Origin of the sequence: Pedobacter zeaxanthinifaciens, assembly GCF_003313335.1 — a bacterium.
Classification (GTDB): Bacteria; Bacteroidota; Bacteroidia; order Sphingobacteriales; family Sphingobacteriaceae; genus Pedobacter; species Pedobacter zeaxanthinifaciens.
Genome location: NZ_QMHP01000003.1, coordinates 114444 through 127760 on the forward strand (window position 1 = coordinate 114444; position 13317 = coordinate 127760).

12 protein-coding genes are annotated in these 13317 nt (G+C 37.4%); 4 read left to right on the top strand and 8 right to left on the bottom strand.

Annotation, left to right across the window (positions count from 1 at the left end; all coding sequences use genetic code 11):
- Positions 1 to 8 precede the first annotated feature (8 nt).
- Positions 9 to 899 carry a UbiA family prenyltransferase gene (locus tag DUT68_RS05430; protein ID WP_113636521.1) on the top strand — a complete coding sequence of 297 codons (891 nt, stop codon included), beginning with the start codon at positions 9 to 11 and terminating at the stop codon, positions 897 to 899.
- A 1-nt stretch (position 900) separates the two neighbouring features.
- On the opposite strand, the gene DUT68_RS05435 is transcribed toward DUT68_RS05430, so the two are convergent.
- The 4 genes from DUT68_RS05435 to DUT68_RS05450 form a co-directional block, all read right to left on the bottom strand.
- Complete coding sequence (locus tag DUT68_RS05435) at positions 901 to 3138, bottom strand: tetratricopeptide repeat protein (protein WP_113636523.1); 2238 nt, start codon at positions 3136 to 3138, stop codon at positions 901 to 903.
- Positions 3139 to 3260: 122 nt separating this feature from the next.
- Complete coding sequence (locus tag DUT68_RS05440) at positions 3261 to 3950, bottom strand: response regulator transcription factor (protein ID WP_113636525.1); 690 nt, start codon at positions 3948 to 3950, stop codon at positions 3261 to 3263.
- A gap of 144 nt (positions 3951 to 4094) precedes the next feature.
- Positions 4095 to 5765 carry a sensor histidine kinase gene (locus tag DUT68_RS05445; RefSeq protein WP_113636527.1) on the bottom strand — a complete coding sequence of 557 codons (1671 nt, stop codon included), beginning with the start codon at positions 5763 to 5765 and terminating at the stop codon, positions 4095 to 4097.
- Between the two features lie 10 nt (positions 5766 to 5775).
- Positions 5776 to 7671, bottom strand: a complete 1896-nt coding sequence (locus tag DUT68_RS05450; RefSeq protein ID WP_237088266.1) for a S9 family peptidase — start codon at positions 7669 to 7671, stop codon at positions 5776 to 5778.
- Between the two features lie 279 nt (positions 7672 to 7950).
- Here DUT68_RS05450 and DUT68_RS05455 point away from each other — a divergent pair, with 279 nt between their 5' ends.
- From DUT68_RS05455 to rfbC, 3 genes are read left to right on the top strand one after another with little or no spacing between them, the layout of a single operon-like run.
- Positions 7951 to 9759 carry a tetratricopeptide repeat protein gene (locus DUT68_RS05455; RefSeq protein WP_113636529.1) on the top strand — a complete coding sequence of 603 codons (1809 nt, stop codon included), beginning with the start codon at positions 7951 to 7953 and terminating at the stop codon, positions 9757 to 9759.
- Positions 9760 to 9774: 15 nt separating this feature from the next.
- Entirely contained in the window at positions 9775 to 10077 is a 303-nt protein-coding gene (locus DUT68_RS05460; RefSeq protein WP_113636531.1) for a DUF4286 family protein, read from the top strand.
- Between the two features lie 36 nt (positions 10078 to 10113).
- Positions 10114 to 10668 (top strand): dTDP-4-dehydrorhamnose 3,5-epimerase, encoded by a 555-nt coding sequence (gene rfbC, locus DUT68_RS05465; RefSeq protein WP_113636533.1) that lies wholly within the window; start codon positions 10114 to 10116, stop codon positions 10666 to 10668.
- A 63-nt stretch (positions 10669 to 10731) separates the two neighbouring features.
- On the opposite strand, the gene DUT68_RS05470 is transcribed toward rfbC, so the two are convergent.
- The 4 genes from DUT68_RS05470 to DUT68_RS05485 form a co-directional block, all read right to left on the bottom strand.
- On the bottom strand, positions 10732 to 11574 hold the full coding sequence (locus DUT68_RS05470) for an OmpA/MotB family protein (RefSeq protein WP_113636535.1): 843 nt from the start codon (positions 11572 to 11574) through the stop codon (positions 10732 to 10734).
- Between the two features lie 72 nt (positions 11575 to 11646).
- A complete protein-coding gene (locus DUT68_RS05475) occupies positions 11647 to 12309 on the bottom strand; it encodes a DUF2461 domain-containing protein (protein WP_113636537.1) in 663 nt (220 codons plus the stop codon).
- A 151-nt stretch (positions 12310 to 12460) separates the two neighbouring features.
- Positions 12461 to 12736, bottom strand: coding sequence for a hypothetical protein (locus DUT68_RS05480; protein ID WP_113636538.1), 276 nt, complete (start codon positions 12734 to 12736; stop codon positions 12461 to 12463).
- A gap of 25 nt (positions 12737 to 12761) precedes the next feature.
- Positions 12762 to 12989, bottom strand: coding sequence for a hypothetical protein (locus tag DUT68_RS05485; RefSeq protein WP_113636540.1), 228 nt, complete (start codon positions 12987 to 12989; stop codon positions 12762 to 12764).
- Positions 12990 to 13317: the final 328 nt, after the last annotated feature.

Consider the following 13317-nt stretch of genomic DNA (forward strand, 5'->3'; position numbering starts at 1 on the left):
AATAAAACATGTTAAAGAAATTAGGTTCCGCTATCTTAGATTTTCTGCTGTTCAGCAATTTTTTTATTGCAATTTGTGCCGTTGCACAGGGCTTGGTAACTTATCATTTACTGAAAGTTAAACCTAGCGAATATGTGTTGGCGTTCCTTTTTTTTTCAACGCTGCTGATTTACAACTTAGCAGTGCTTCTTGCCAAACCAAAAGACCCACAAAATTCTCCATTTAAACGAGTGAGATGGATTTTTGCGCATCACAGATTAACCATTTCAACTACGTTAATTGCGGCGCTTTGTTTAGTACCTTTAGGCTTGTTGTATTTAAGTTTTGAAGCCAAACTGCTGATGGTGTTTGTTGGCCTGCTTGCCGTTGCTTACAATATTCCTTTCCTTACGCTTAACGGCAAAAAAATTGGTTTAAGGAACATCCCAGGCATTAAATTATTTTTAATTGCCTTTGTTTGGGCCAGCAGCTGTGTGCTGTTACCCATTGTAGAAATAGAAAGTACATTACAAATTCAAGTGCCACTGAGCGAAACTGTTTTATTGGTAGCCAAGCGATTTTTATTTATCTGTGCCATAACGGTACCTTTTGATATCAGAGATCTATTTCAGGATAAACTTTACGAGCTTAAAACCATACCGGTAATTTTAGGCGAAAAAAAGGCCTGGATATTTTGCCAAGCCCTATTATTAGTTTACCTACTACTTCTCGTTTTATTTACCCAAGGCATTACTATTGATGTAGTTGCGCTAACCTTAACTGTTTTGTTAACAGGCTGGCTCATTTTTAAATCAAATATTAAAAGGAACGAATATTTTTACTTTTTTTATTTAGATGGCACTATGCTACTTCAATACGTGATGCTTTTGGCGTGTAGCTATCTGAGTACTTACCTATAATTCATTTGCTGCTAAAAAACGATAACCATCCCGCTTTTTTCCAAGCCTGCTTCCTTTCCAATGCTTGCTTATCATTTTCTTGCTGCGATAGTATTTTGTTCAAAGCTCGGTGCGCTTTCCTTCTGTTTCCCAATGCATATTGGGCATCGGCATATAAAATTAAGACTGCTGGTAAAAACTCCTCAAACTTCCCATCATTTACAGCCATAACGTCCAACGCTAACTGAGTGTAGCCTAAACAGCTTCGCCAATTTCCCAGTTGTTTGTAGCTGTACGCTAAATTTTTGCAAAGCGATAAAAAATCTGAATTAGCTAAGGGCATCTTTTTATTATGGAGTTCAAAAACAAAATTGAGATCGCTCAGCGCCCTTTCGAAATTTTGCATATTCACCAAAGCCGAACCCCTTCTAAAGTACACATGAAGCGCCGTATCAATTGATAGCGCACCGCCTTTAAGCGCCAAATAATTGTTAGCACAAGCTATACATTGCTCATCATTATTAAGTTCATAGTACTTTTGCATTAACATTAACCATGAGCAGAGATCATCAGGGTTTTTCTCCAATTGCTGCTGCCACACCATAATGGCATGTTCTGGAGTTTCTTTTTCCAATAAATGGAATCTTACATTTTGCAGGTCGGCATAACGCTCCGTTAAAATACGATTATCGGATTCGCTAACCTTATTATTAACAAAAAACTGCGCATATTCTTGCTCAATTGTACTGAATACATATTTAGCTTCACTTATTCTACCCAAGTGATATAAAGCCAACGCTTCCCGGCAACGCAATTGCAGATGCAAATTGAAATCCACTTGTTCTTTTTCTAGCTTTAAAACCTGCCGAACCTTAATTAATGCTTCCTCGTAGCGCCGTAAATACATCAAAGTTTCACTCCAGCTGCATAGCTGCTCCCAAAATGGGAAAACAGCATAGCCGATGCTGTGAATTTTATCTGCTTCTTCATACCGCTTTAAACTGGTTAACGCTATTCCATATTCATTGCAGCAGCGTGAAAAAATCTCAACTGCATTATTTTGAGCCAGTCCTTCTTGTCTGAAAAAGTAAGAATAGAACCCATCAAAAGATCGCTCATACAATTTTGCTCGGTTCTCTAAAAACCAAGGTGCGTTTTCTTGATCGCGTAAGTTAAGTTCTGCTTTGTAAAAACTCTTTGCTGCATCGTAATATGCTGCTGCTCCATCATTTGGCCAATGCTCAATCTGTAACTTTAGTTTCTTCGTTCTATAAGCCGCTTCTAGACATCTAGATACGTCAAATGCCATGCCCCCTAATTCCAGGCTTTTTTTAATGTAGGGAAGTGATTCATGATATCCTTCAGCCTCGAAAAGTTCAGCCCCATAGAAATGATATGGCACGTACCAATCAGGATAAATTGCCATACACTTTCGTATAAAATTAAGGTTGTCCAAAGGATTTACCTCTACAATTTCCCTAAATGAGCTAGCTGCAACCAACTTGGCGTGAACTAAATTCTTATTGAAAACTTGGAGTTCAATTAACTCCTCTATCTGCCTGTAAACCGCTCGAACTTGCTGCGGAGTAACAGTTTGTTCGGAGGAAAATAGGCGTAACGCTACTGCGCCTCCAAATTCAAAATCTTGAAGCGAAAAGGCTAAGCTTGCAATATCAAAATAATATTGGGAATCGGGTAGCTGGTATTTGAAACTATCCTTAAATACCTGAAGTGCAACATTTGGGTTGTTTAAATCGTTCAAATACGTTTGTCCCTTTTCAATATAGGCCATTGCTAAAGCCGAATCTAATTTAACCCTATCATCAGCATACACTAATTGAATTATTGAAATCAGTTGATCATAATCCTTTAAAGCTAATGGGTAGTTTTTAGAAGTGCGGTAAGCTTGTGCCCGATACTGAAGTGCTTCAACCTGGTGTACTTGAGGTGCTAAATCAAACCATTTATTGCAAAGCTCAAGTGACTTTTCGGGATCTGCTTTGATGATGTAGACGGAGATATATGTAGCGTATTGAAGAGCTTCTAAACTGGTGGGATCTGCATCCAACACTTTTATAAAATCATCATAAGCTTCGTAGTATCTGTTATATTTCGAATTGGAAATTTCGAATAAACATTTGGCCTTTAAGAGTAAAGCGTTAGTGTGATTGGCATGAATATTTAAAAAATCTTGTAACTGCGCAAGGCACTGCTTATACTGGCCCAATTCAAATAGGCCGAGTAGGTATTCAATTTTCATAGGTAGGGTTATGTTCAGTAAAAATAACCTTTTTTAAATCTTATGAAAAATTATTTTTACCGAACTCCCTATGTCAAAAATAGCGGCATTTGAGGGTTAACTTCCTTATTGGAAGCCTTTTGCTAAACCGCATTAAATTTATAGCCAATACCCCTAACGGTTTGCAGCAACTGAGGGTTGTCAGGATTGATTTCAATTTTTTTACGCAAACGAACGATGTGCATATCCAAAGTTCTAGTGTTCACGTCGGAGTTGTAGCCCCAAACCTCAAGCATTAAATCCTCGCGACTAATCACCTGCCCAGGATTACGTAGGAAGTACAACAAAATACGATTTTCGAGGATAGTAAGCTCAATTTTCTTTCCATCCCTAAACAGCGTATGAATATTGGGATGATGCTCCATATTGCCAAAGCGATGTATTTCTGAACGATCTGCATTGAGCAGAAATTTAGCTTTACTATCCAACATTGCCACTAAAACATCCATGTTGAACGGTTTAGTTACGTAATCAGATGCGCCAAACTGATAAGCATCGATCTTATCCACATCTTGTGCTTTTGCTGTCATCATAATTACCAATCCTTCAAAACCTTGTTTACGTACTTCTTCGCAAACCTCTGATCCTTCCTTACCCGGCAACATCCAATCTAAAAGCACAATATCTGGTTTTTCTGCAGCTATGGTTTTAATCGCACTTTCGCCATCACCTTCTTCCAAAACCTCATATCCTTCACCTTTTAACCTCATTGAAACTAAAAAGCGCAAGTTCTCGTCATCTTCAACAATTAATATTTTGATATCTTTTGACATAATTATTTAAATTTTGAATGAGTGAATTTTGAATGAGTATATAGCGCCCAAACAAAGCCAATCAATTCTGTTACCTATTTTAAATTTTGAATGAGTGAATTTTTGAGTGGGTAAATAGCATGCACTCGACATTCAATCATTTTACTATTGCACAAAAGGCAACACAATTTTAAATTCTGTACCCTTATTTACAACGCTACGCACCGTAATTTCGCCCTTCATAAAGTTAACAAGTTCCTTGCAAAAAGCCAAGCCTAGCCCAACGCTGCCCGACTGGTTATATTGATTTTGCACACGGTAAAACTTCTTAAAAACATTATCAATTTCCGAAGCAGGAATTCCGATGCCGGCATCTTTAAAACGCAACACAATTTTATCCTTTATGAGCCTAGCAGTAATATGTAATTGTTTTTGATTAGCTGGCGAATACTTGTAGGCATTCTCCACCAAATTATCAAACAAACTGCCTAACAACACCGGATCAGTTGTAAAATGCGTAAAATCACTCACTTCGTAGCTAAGCTTAAAATCTGGATGCTTTAGCTGATGTGCATCAATGGTACTCTCAATAAACTCAACAATATCTACCCTATCAGCGTTGAGCTTAATTGCCTTATTTTCAATTTGCGTAAAAGCTAGCAACTTGTTCATTAACCCATTCAGCTTATCGGCTTCCTCGTCCAATATTTTACCATAAAGTTTTTGTTCCCTTTCGGAGATGGTAGCTGCACTTTTAATGTTGTTACCTGCAATTTTAATCACACTCACCGGCGTTTTAAACTCGTGGGTTAAGTTGGTGATAAAATCGTACTGCAATTTGAACATTTTATGGTTGATATTTAGGTTTCTGTAGATCAAAAATGCGACCAACAATAACAAACCGTAAAAAATTAAAATAAGTGCCGCAATGGGAAGGAAATAATTGAATATTTCATTTTTGATGAATGACTTGGCCGAAATAAAATAAAGTTTATAGGCTGAAAATGGCCCTCCCAGCGTAATTTCTCCAGTAACATATTCAGACGAAGTTTCTAACGGATCGTAAGTTACTGGTTCAATACGCACCGATTGGTAGAGCAAAGGACGATTGTTCTTTATCTTAATTTTTAAAGGATCCAACTCAAACGACAGCATATCTTGTTGATAAATTGGCTCCGTAGGCAACTTATCTGTGATCATTTGCTTGTATATTTTCAAGTCCTCAAAACGCGGAATATTGAAATAATCGATACGGTTGGGCTTAATGTTGGAGAAATTACTGAACAAATCTTCCTGTGATGGCGTACGCGTGGTATCAAGCTTATGTACAAAAGTGTACAGCTTCAACGCAAGTTCATTGAAATTTTCCAACGTTGTATTGGTTACAATTGAATTTGCACCAAATATTTTCACCGAATCGGCAGGGATAAAAGTGCCAAATTGGTAAACACTTTTCATTCCTACAGAGAAGTTACCTACGTTTAAGCCATTTTCTTCATATCTGGCATTTCTAACTTCTGCATCAAAAAACACCACTCGTTTCACGAAAGGATATTTCAACAAAATGGTATCTACAAATTTGGAAGCCGTAGCCGAATCCAGATAGCCATTGTAATAGGAAATCTCAGGAATTTTATTGAGGAAGAAATCGTTATACGGCTTTATACTTTCCTCCAAAACATTGGTTTTAGCCGAAACGAAATCACCTTCTATCTTCTTTTTACTGAAATTAAAAGCTAAAAAAAGCGACAAAATAAACAACACGGATATTAATCCAATGAAAGTAACTATCAGGGAGAAATTTTTGCGGTAACCACTTTCTTTTGCTGATGTCATTGTATGCTATTTAGCGCTTTCTTAAATTATCTTGCAAAAATAGTTCAAGCGCAGCGTATGATTTCTTTCTCGCTTCTTCCCTATTTAAAGCTGTTCTGCTTTCTTCTTTTTCTAAATAAGTTACTGTGAGGTTCTGTTTCCTAAGTTCTTTTACAAACTGTACGGCGTCGTTTCCATTGATACGTGGATCCTTAGAGTTTTGCGTAATAAAAATCGGGATTTTTACTTTATTGGCATGAAACACAGGCGACGCTTGACGCATATACTCTGCATCTTTATCAGGATTCCCCACAATTTCGTAAAACATTTGCAAGTTGGCTGTTAAAAACGGCGGGATTGTTTTGAGGTAACTGAACAGATTGAGCACCCCTGCACTTGAACCCGCACACTTGTACATATTAGGTTTCGCAATGGCACTGTTAATGGCAACCAATCCGCCAAAACCATAACCATAAATAGCCACACGCTGCGGATCGGCAATTTTTTGATCAATTAACCACTGCACACCTGCATCAACATCCTGTTGTATTTTTTGACCCCATTGCTTAAAGCCTGCGGCGTAAAATTCTTTTCCGTAGCCAGTTGAACCGCGGTAGTTTACCTGCAAAACCGCGTAGCCTCTGTTGGCCAAAAACTGTACATCAGCATTAAAGCCCCAGCTATTGCGCTGTCCAGGACCATTGTGTGGCATCACCACTACAGGCAGGTTTTTAGCATCCACTCCCTGCGGCAAGGTAAGGTATCCGTTAATTTTAAGGCTATCTGCGGTAACGTAGCTAATTGGCTTCATTTCACACATTTCCTTTTCATTAATTAATGGATTGATGTCGCTTAGTTTTTTAAGGAAATTATTTTCAGCGTAATATAGGTAGTAAGCTCCCGGACTACGATCAGTAAAAGTTCTTACAATAAAATGTTGCTCTTTTTTATCATGATGGATGATTTTGGATTCCGCATCAGGAATTAACTTTTCCAAGTTTTCAAAAATTCCCTTAGCCTCATCGTTAAGGTAGTGCTTTTCCTTTTTCCAAGTTTCGTAAACTACAAAATCCATTTTAGCTCTACGCTTAGAATACTGGGCCTCCGTAACATTTAAGGTGTCGTTAGCAAAAAGTACATTTTTTTCCTTACCGCTGGCACAATCTATCTCCACTAAAGCTGTTTTATCTCTATTTACGTTAGAAATTGCATAAATAATATTGGGTTGCGTTTCCGAAAAGGCAACCGGCCAAAGCGTAGTTTTAAAGTTATTGGTAATGATTTTTTTGAAAGGAACAGCTTCATTTTCCCTGTACCAAAGCGACTCGTTTACCCCATCTGTTGAGATAGCCATCCGTAAACTGCCCTTGCTATCGGTTAGCCAATCTGTAAAATTCCCTGGGTTTTTAGCGGCAATGATCATTTGCCCGTTACGCACATTCAGTTTGTAAACATCAAATACCGTAGAATCTCTTTTATTACTCGATACTAAAAGGAATTTGTCATCAATGAGCTGATCTTCCAATAGTCTTACTTTGCTTTTTTCGTCTGCATTTAATAGCCGCTCGCCAGTTCCATTTTTGTTAACGATATACAAATCTGTTTGAAACCTACTCCCTTCCTTTTCTTTGTAGTAAATAATTTCATCATTACTTACCCAAGCATAAAAGTTGATATTGCGCTCTTCTAATTTAGAAACTTCGGTGATTTTTCCTTGCTCTAAATCTTCCACTATCAAATGCTGTTTTTTATCCTTTAATGTAAGGTACGACAAGTATTTGCCATTTGGCGATAACCGATAAAGTGCCCTATCCTGCGTTTTAAAAAAGTCGTTTACAGGAATTTCCCTCACCTTTTTTGTTTGATTGCAGGCAAAAAGCACTACCACCACCAATAACCATACATATTTCTTCACGGCAATCATCATAGCACAAAGTTACATAACACCAAGTCCCTTAAGTTCAATAACACTAATATTGTTACTTTAGCATCGCGGCAAGCGCAACAATTTAAATTGTAATATATCAAATAAAATAAAAATTGGCGTTTAAGTAAAATAACATCGCGTAACATTTAAAATACAGTTTGCCAGCACGCTTAATTTAAGTTTTGCAAAATAATAGTGGTAAAAAAACCTATTTTTAGCAGAGCGCATTCCTTTAGATGTTTGACGCTTTTTATACTTTTATATATTGATGATTTTTGAATGAAGTACCTGTTATTCATTTTACTTTTTTGCTTCGGCTTTAACATAATAAAAGCACAGGATAATGTTGATGAGGCTTTGGCTTATCAATATTTTCAACAGGCAGAGTATGAAAAAGCGGCTACATTATTGGAAAAATTATTTAATCGCAGCAAAAACGATGGCTATTTCGACCTATACTTCACTTCGCTCCTAAAAATTAAAAAATATGGCGAAGCAGAGAACCTAGTGAAGAAACTTATTAAACAATATCCTCAAAAATTAAATTATCAGGTAGCACTAGGCCGCATTTATCAAGAAAACGGCAAGGCTGCCGAAGCCAATAAAATTTACTACACGGCCATACAAAATGCGCCGAAAAATGAATTTCAATATCGAGAGCTGGCAAATTCATTTTATAGGATAGAGGCCTACGACATGGCCGCCAATACCTTTTTACAAGGCAGAAAAGCCTTAGGTGACGAGCTACTTTTCACTTTTGAATTATTGAGTATTTATAGGTTTAAAAAGGATAAACAGGCTTTGATTAGTGAATACCTGAATACCTTGCCTGTTAATCCGCAATTGTTGCCACAAGCGCAAAGTGTATTGGCTACTTTGTTTGAAGATAACAGTGACTATATGTTGCTACAGGCTGCCCTGCTCAAAAAACTGCAGAAACAACCTGATGTAGAAATTTTTACCGAGCTTTTGATTTGGCAGTATATCCAACAGAAGGATTACGAGATGGCGCTCAGACAACTTATTGCTCAGGACAAGCGCACCAATAATGCTGGAATGTTATTGTTTAACACAGCCAATAGCCTTTTGGCTAACAATGCATTTGCTACTGCAATAAAAGCCTACGAATATATCGTGGCTAAAGGGCCAACAAACGAATTGTTTTTACCAGCGAAAATCCAGCTGATTAACGCTAAGTACGAGCTTGCGGTGCAGGGAAAAATTGACCGGTTGGCAATGAAAGCACTGGCGGAGGAATCTGCTCAAATTGTAACGCAGTATGGCATTAACAACCAAACAGTTTTTGCTTTAAAAAAGCTTTCGTACTTGCAGGCCTATCATCTTAACGACCTGCCAGCTGCCGAAAAAACATTGGAACAGGCTTTAAAAGCAAGTAATTTACCCGCAGCAGAAATTGGCGAGCTAAAAATTGACTTAGGCGATATTTATGTGCTGAATAAAGAACCTTGGGAAGCAATTTTAGTGTATGAACAGGTGGCCAAACAATTTGACAATTTACCCATTGCTAGCGATGCTCGTTTTCGTTCGGCGAGACTGTCGTTCTATCAGGGGAATTTTAAGTACGCTAAATCGCAGGCCGATGTGTTGAAAGCATCTACTTCGCAACTGATTGCAAATGATGCGCTCAATTTAAGTCTGCTAATATCCGATAACTTACAGAGCAAAAACGACAGTTTGGCTTTAATGATGTACGCAGATGCAGAACTATTGCAGTTTACCAACAATAGCACCGCAGCACTCAAAAAACTCGATAGCATCGACATTGTTTATCCAAAAAACAGCCTTACCGACGATATTTTAATGGCTAAAGCCAAAATCTTCATCAAAAACACGGATTTTCAAAAGGCAGAAACTAGCTTAAAAAGTTTAATAGCAGACCACTCCAGCAGTATTTGGATTGACGATGCCATATTTACTTTGGCAGATCTTTACGAAAACAAGCTGAACAATATGGAGGAAGCGAAGAAACTGTATCAGCGTTTAATCACCGATTTTCCAGGCAGCATTTTAAATGCCGAGGCAAGAAAAAGATACCGTACCATCCGTGGCGATAATTTAGGCACTTAATGGTATCTTTGCACCATGTTGTTATTTAATGTTACAGTGATTATTGAGGAAAATTCAGCAGCGGATTTCTTAGCATGGATGAAGCAATCTCATATTCCACGACTGATGGATACGGATTGTTTTGTTTCCCATCGTTTTCTGCAAATTAAGGATTCTCCAAACGAGGGGCTGAGCTATTGTGTTCAGTTTATAGCGGAAAATGAAGCTTCGCATCAGCGATTTTTAGATTTGCATGAGCAAGCCTTCATTGCAGAAATGTACAACAGGTATCCAAAAAAACTAGTCACTTTTAGCACACTGATGGAATTTGTGGGCTAGTTAATCATCATCAATTAAAAAATCTTATCATCAAATATGACAATTATTGAAACGCCCATAAAGGATTTACTAATTTTTGAACCAAAAGTTTGGAAAGACAGTAGGGGCTATTTTTACGAAAGCTTTAGTCAGAAAGCTTTTGACGAGGCAGGTATTGCAGTAAGTTTTGTACAGGACAACCAATCTTTTTCGCAAAAAGGAGCACTTAGGGGACTGCACGCACAAGCGGAACCTTTTGCTCAGGGTAAATTAGTTAGGGTAATACAGGGCAAGGTGATTGATTTTGCAGTTGATATCAGAAAAAATTCGCCAACCTTTGGGCAACATTTTGGCATTGAACTTAGCGGCGACAACCATAAGCAGCTTTGGGTTCCACCTGGTTTTTTACATGGCTTTTTAACCTTAGAAAACGATACAATTTTCACCTACAAGGTAACCAACTATTACGACAAGGCATCGGAAATTGGAGTGATTTGGAATGATCCTACGCTAAATATCGAATGGGCTTCGTATTTGGATGCCAGCGAATTTATCCTATCAGAGAAAGATTTAGTCCTAGGTGATTTTGCCTCTTTTAAATCGCCATTTTAAATAAAAAAAGCCACAGATACACAAATTTAATCTGTGCATCTGTGGCTTAACGCTTTTTTATGCTTACTGTTTAATTAAGTTGTAAAGCTCATCCAATTTAGGCGATAATACAATCTCAATTCTTCTGTTTTTGCTTCTTCCTTCTGCGGTGGCATTATCTGCCAGAGGCTGAAATTGTCCCTTACCAGTTGCGGTCATACGCACACTTTCTACTTTCTGCTCGTCGGTTAGGAAACGCACAACAGATGTAGAACGCAACACGCTTAAATCCCAGTTGTCTTTAATTTGACCTAAGTTATTGATTCGCTGCGAATCGGTGTGCCCCTCTACCGCAATATTGATATCGGGTTGTTGTTTCAATACCTCCGCAAGTTGAGTTAAGGCCTTCTTTCCATTTTCATCAATAATGATACTTCCAGACGGAAATAATAATTTATCGGTAAGTGAAACGTATACCTTACCATTTTTAACTTCAACCGTTAAGCCACTTTTGGTGAAGCCTAATAACGCTTCCTGTAGCTTTGCCCTCAACTGATTGGTAGCTTCGTCACGCTTGCGCAGCACTTCCTCCACTTCTTTTAGGCGTTGTTCGCGTTTAGCCAAATCGCCTGTAAGTTTGTTGATCTCCGAAGAACTATTGTTACGCAATTTGGCATAGTTTGCATCTAAATCCGTATAGCGATCTTTCAAATCGGCCAGTTGTTTATTGAGCAGAGCAGTATCAGCTCGTAAACGTTTAATGCGCTGCTCTAAACTTTCATTTTGATTTTGAGCATCGTTCCAACCAGTATTTAGGGAATCTTGCTTAGCTAAAAGCGATTTATATTTTTTTGTAGATAGTACCACGCATGAGCTTAAGGTTGCCATCAACAAAAAGAGCGCCATTAAAAGGTTTAGTTTTTTCATTTTTATTATCTGTTTTTACTTGTTTAAACTAACGTAAAACGATGGTATTTTTACATTACGCCAGTTTATAATTTACTGATCAACCGCTTTGCGCAAAAATAAAACGAAAGGCTGAATATGCTTAAAAGCATTTATCAACTTATCAACGATATCATTTTTATAGAACTCTTCTTCTTTCAACGGATAAACGGCAATGAAACTTTTCAGCTTTAAGTAATCAATCATCGGATGATCTGTATCGTAACCCTTAGGTGCCTTTTTCAAAGTATCCTCGGTACTTAGGGCATAAATTTTCTTGAAAGATTTGGCATTGATGACCTCAAGAAACTCATCGCCACTGTAGTCTATTTCTTCCCTTATTTTTTTCAACACTGCACTTTCGGGCATCCAAAAACCTACGCCAAAAAAGCAATTGCCCGGTTCCAAATGCAAATAGTAGGCAGGGGTACTTGGCCCATAACCTTTCACATCAAAAGCAATTCCGTAGTTTTTTTTGTAAGGGGCTTTATTAGGACTGAAACGAATATCCCTATAAATGCGCATTAAACATTTTTTGGGATCTGTATCAGCAGAAAATTGCGGATCAATTGCAGCTAGTTCTTTAATAAGCGGACGAATCAGCCTATAAATATCAAGCTTAGCTTCCTCGTATCGCGGCTTATTTTGAGCAAACCAATCTCTATTGTTATTATCTACTAGTTCCCTTATAAAGTCGAAAGTTGTTTTTTCTAGCATATTAAAAAACCTATTGAATTGCCACTAATGTAGCAATTTAATAGGTGCTTTAGGAAAATTTAAAGTTTTTTAACGGGTTTAAGACATTTACAGCAATGCCTTCAACAATGTTAAGGAGTTACGTCCTATCAGTTACCTTTTTTATGCGCCACTATTGTATCACAAACATCAATACTATAATTGACATGGTAAGCACACTAGATGCAACGTTATAAAAGTCAGCCTTTTTCTTTACTAAAAGTTGAAATGTAGCAAAGGCAAACAAGGCAACTACCATTAAAATAAGCGGGATGGTGATTAGCTCATAAATTGCCCCGATGATGGCAAAATCTAATTTTGCAACTAAACCAGTAAATGCTAAAGTAAAATAAACTGATAGGCCAATACTGGCCAAAAACATCTTTTTTGATAGCGCTTGATTTTTCATTTTTGCGTTAATTTAAGTTAGTGGATTATTTAGCTCGATAGTTCCTATACCAAACTACACCTACAGTACTCACTAACAGAAAAGGAATGGCCAATAGATAAATCACACCTGAGTTTAAGCCCTTAGTTTGCGTATTGCCATTTTTCACACCCATCTCGGCGTTAGCTGTACACATAGCGCACTGGGCATTCGCCTCAGGTTGTGTTAGCATAAGCGTTAAAACGAAAAGTAATATAGCTGATACTTTTTTCATGTTTCAAATTTAGCGTAAAATTTATTGAAACTAATTCATTTCTACGTAAATAATCTTATTACAACCATATTGTGGCGCCTTTCAATAATGGCTTAACTTCATCCATCGATATTTGAAACCAATTCCAATTTTTTGTTGTAAAGATAAAAACCCGCAAAAATTATTACATTGAGTATAGCGATATAATAAAATCCGTCGGCTAACCATGCAACAATTCCGTAGAATAAAAACAAAAATGCTGATATCTTAAATCTCGATTGCTTTTTAAAATTGATTCGATAATCCCAAATAAAAACTGATAGGATTAAAAGCAAAAATATACCAAAAC

Excerpts from the sequence above, each read along its gene's own strand:
- DUT68_RS05450 (WP_237088266.1), bottom strand. The coding sequence starts at position 7,671 with ATGATGATTGCCGTGAAGAAATATGTATGGTTATTGGTGGTGGTAGTG.
- DUT68_RS05435 (WP_113636523.1), bottom strand. The coding sequence starts at position 3,138 with ATGAAAATTGAATACCTACTCGGCCTATTTGAATTGGGCCAGTATAAG.
- DUT68_RS05480 (WP_113636538.1), bottom strand. The coding sequence starts at position 12,736 with ATGAAAAATCAAGCGCTATCAAAAAAGATGTTTTTGGCCAGTATTGGC.
- DUT68_RS05460 (WP_113636531.1), top strand. The coding sequence starts at position 9,775 with ATGTTGTTATTTAATGTTACAGTGATTATTGAGGAAAATTCAGCAGCG.
- DUT68_RS05470 (WP_113636535.1), bottom strand. The coding sequence starts at position 11,574 with ATGAAAAAACTAAACCTTTTAATGGCGCTCTTTTTGTTGATGGCAACC.
- DUT68_RS05430 (WP_113636521.1), top strand. The coding sequence starts at position 9 with ATGTTAAAGAAATTAGGTTCCGCTATCTTAGATTTTCTGCTGTTCAGC.
- DUT68_RS05440 (WP_113636525.1), bottom strand. The coding sequence starts at position 3,950 with ATGTCAAAAGATATCAAAATATTAATTGTTGAAGATGACGAGAACTTG.
- DUT68_RS05455 (WP_113636529.1), top strand. The coding sequence starts at position 7,951 with ATGAAGTACCTGTTATTCATTTTACTTTTTTGCTTCGGCTTTAACATA.
- rfbC (WP_113636533.1), top strand. The coding sequence starts at position 10,114 with ATGACAATTATTGAAACGCCCATAAAGGATTTACTAATTTTTGAACCA.
- DUT68_RS05485 (WP_113636540.1), bottom strand. The coding sequence starts at position 12,989 with ATGAAAAAAGTATCAGCTATATTACTTTTCGTTTTAACGCTTATGCTA.
- DUT68_RS05475 (WP_113636537.1), bottom strand. The coding sequence starts at position 12,309 with ATGCTAGAAAAAACAACTTTCGACTTTATAAGGGAACTAGTAGATAAT.
- DUT68_RS05445 (WP_113636527.1), bottom strand. The coding sequence starts at position 5,765 with ATGACATCAGCAAAAGAAAGTGGTTACCGCAAAAATTTCTCCCTGATA.